This window comes from Fulvivirga sp., from assembly GCF_040220315.1.
In the GTDB taxonomy this organism is placed as follows: Bacteria; Bacteroidota; Bacteroidia; order Cytophagales; family Cyclobacteriaceae; genus Fulvivirga.
Genome location: NZ_JAVJUY010000097.1, coordinates 1 through 2,803 on the forward strand (window position 1 = coordinate 1; position 2,803 = coordinate 2,803).

Annotated in this window: 2 protein-coding genes; both read right to left on the minus strand. The window is 37.4% G+C overall.

The features are described 5' to 3' along the window. A partial coding sequence (locus RLO81_RS04320) for a hypothetical protein (RefSeq protein ID WP_350107748.1) occupies nt 1-902 on the minus strand: 902 nt, incomplete at its 3' end. 10 nt (nt 903-912) lie between these two features. Continuing rightward, a complete protein-coding gene (locus RLO81_RS04325) occupies nt 913-2,595 on the minus strand; it encodes a metallopeptidase TldD-related protein (RefSeq protein WP_350107751.1) in 1,683 nt (560 codons plus the stop codon). Nucleotides 2,596-2,803: the final 208 nt, after the last annotated feature.

A 2,803-nucleotide genomic window follows, 5' to 3' on the forward strand; every position in this document is an offset into this window, starting at 1 on the left:
GATTCCATGAAGATTACTGGCCCTTCATAGCTGTCCTCAAAAACAGGAGCTTCTTTTAAAGACACCACATATTCGCTCATCTGTTTAATTTCCTCACTAAAGTCAACATCACCAAACAACTCACCAGGAGTTTCAGCCAAATATTTTTTCTGGTCATAAAAATATTCACCTTCTTCATTTTGTGTGGCGCATGAAATAATTAGTGTAGCAATTGTCTGTTCTTTATATACATCACTTCCTTCTGTATTTATAAAATAATTCTTTCCCTGATATAGGTTGAGTACAACACTGGAAATGCTAATGGCTGTGTATTCTAAAAATTCCTCAGAAATGGACGTAACCTTCGATTCCAGTTCAGGTTTATTAGGTATTGATGCGTTAGATTTAGTGGTGAACTTAATAGGTTCCTGCTTCCCAAATTTCATATGTGGCACATCGCCTACTTTCTTTTTCTTATCCTTCAAGTCTTGTTTATGGGCAACAAACACATCTCCAGCTGTCTTATAAATTTTATCCGTTACAGACCACAACGCCCTTCTAATTCCATGATAATCATTTTCAACAGGTAGTAGCATATCGGCTGCTGTATAATGCGGTTCTACATTATCAGCAGAAAAACTCTCATCATTAAACTCATAGTCGCCTACCAAAACCCGGGCATTTACATTTCTTTGTTTAAATTGATTTGAATTTATTAGTCCTCCAAAAGAAGCACTAATGATAATATTAGAGTAGTCGTTCACATCATATGCGATATAAAACGGGGCACCATATTCTTTATGATTTAGCTGTTCTATACTACGAGCCAGCTCATCTTGCATGGCTAACTTCAGGCTATCAACTTCTTGGGAGTAGGCCGAAAAAATACTACCCATAAATACAAGTAAAAAGATATATCTCATTCTCATTTTCTCAATTCTTTTTATTCAGAAGCGGACTGGTAAGTATAGGCTCTTCTGATTTTATTTCAACGATAGGTTTCTTTTGGGTTTCAATTCTTCTAACCAGTATAGCAGGTGCCACTGCGCTAACTGGAACATTGCCTGACTCTGCACCACAAATGCCATTGAATACATCAATGGATTTACCGGCCTGCATTATCTCTGCAAACATGGCCAAGGGCGTGCCAATTAAATCTACCCCTTTCACCAATTCATCTGGCCTGCCATCGGCATAAACGCGATAAACCAACGTGGGCATAATATTAAATGCATTGGTAGCGTAACGTGATGTCTGGGTAAATCCGCCTGTAACATCTTCAAAATAATACCCATAGGGTTTGCCTTGCTTTTTACATTCTTCAATTAGCTGTTTTCTTAATTCATCATTAGTAAGCTGACTGGTTGTTTCTATAATTAAGTTAGACTGTCTGGCCACAGGATCAGCTCCAATTTGCGAGCGGCCATGGCCGTTTGAATTTGTAAATTCTTCAATGGGGGATCTTGACATCAGGAAGTTCATTAACTGACCATTTTTCACTATTTCCACTCTTCGAGATGTTATACCCTGATCATCTACTTTATAATTCCCAGAAAGTTCAATATTATTTACATGCTTTAATGTTGGGTCGGCATAAATGCTTATAAATTCAGGAAGTATTTTTGTGCCTACTTTTTCTTTAAACGTTTGTCCATCCTGCTCGCTCTTTAACCGGTGGCCCTCAATCCGATGACCAAATATTTCATGAAAAAATACAGCTGATACTCTGGGATGTAGTATTGCCGGGCCAGTATAAGGTTCTGCAAATGGTGCTACCTTTAATTTTTGAAGGTTTTCTACCAATGTTTTGGTATCAGCCATTATGGTATCAAAGGAAGGTAAGCCCGATTCGTTGGAAGCACTATATGAATTATATAAAGTGGCTATTTCACCATCCTCATTAATTACTTCTCCACTAACAAAAACCTGTATAAAGTTGGCATTTTGAACTACCGATGCCCCCTCTGAGGATACAAAGTACTTCCTTGAAAATGACCCATTAATAGTAACCGATCCGGAAATTATTTTGGAATCACCTAGAAATAGGGATGAAAGTTGCTTAGCAGCATTCTTCCAATAAGATTTATCGATTTTAACTGGAGCAGGCGGTTCATAATATTTCGTTGGCCGCTCTTTACTGAAATCATCTATTTCTACTTTTACATCTGCATTTTTCACCTCCTGATAACGTTCCTTCGCACTATTGTAGGCAAAGTCTGTTACCCTCCAAAGCACTTGTTTAATCGCTTTCGAATTGTTGTTTATAGGTAAGTACTGACTTGAATTAGCTCCGTAATATCCTCCACCGAAATAATTAGTGAGTTCTCTGGTATTATCGAGTTTGTAATCACCAACTCTTATAGTGGGTTGTAGTACTCTCAGTCGTGTATCCGATTCATCCATTAGACTTCCAAAACTCCCTGTAATAGTTACAGAAGTTTCATCTTCCACACGGTAATCCATATAATAAACCGGTACTTCAGCTTTTGATAAAACCTTATATTCCCTTTGCAATTCTTCTTCCAAAATTGTTAATAAGGAGTCTTGTGCATGCACTGCAGAAACACAGAACATAATAAGTACTACTAGTAAATTTTTATTGATCGTTACGCTCATATCTAAGTATATAATCCGCAAATATAGGATTAGTCAATTATTGTAACGAATTTGTATGTTTAAGTGGATGAAAACAGGTAACTATTTTCCGTTGGCCACCGCGCAATGATAGTTTAAACCTATCCATTTTTTTGTGCGATGCTGGAAATCTATTGATCTCAAATTCCAACCTGACAGTGGCAAAGTGCACACGCAACAACTAGATTTA

Excerpts from the sequence above, each read along its gene's own strand:
- RLO81_RS04325 (WP_350107751.1), bottom strand. The coding sequence starts at position 2,595 with ATGAGCGTAACGATCAATAAAAATTTACTAGTAGTACTTATTATGTTC.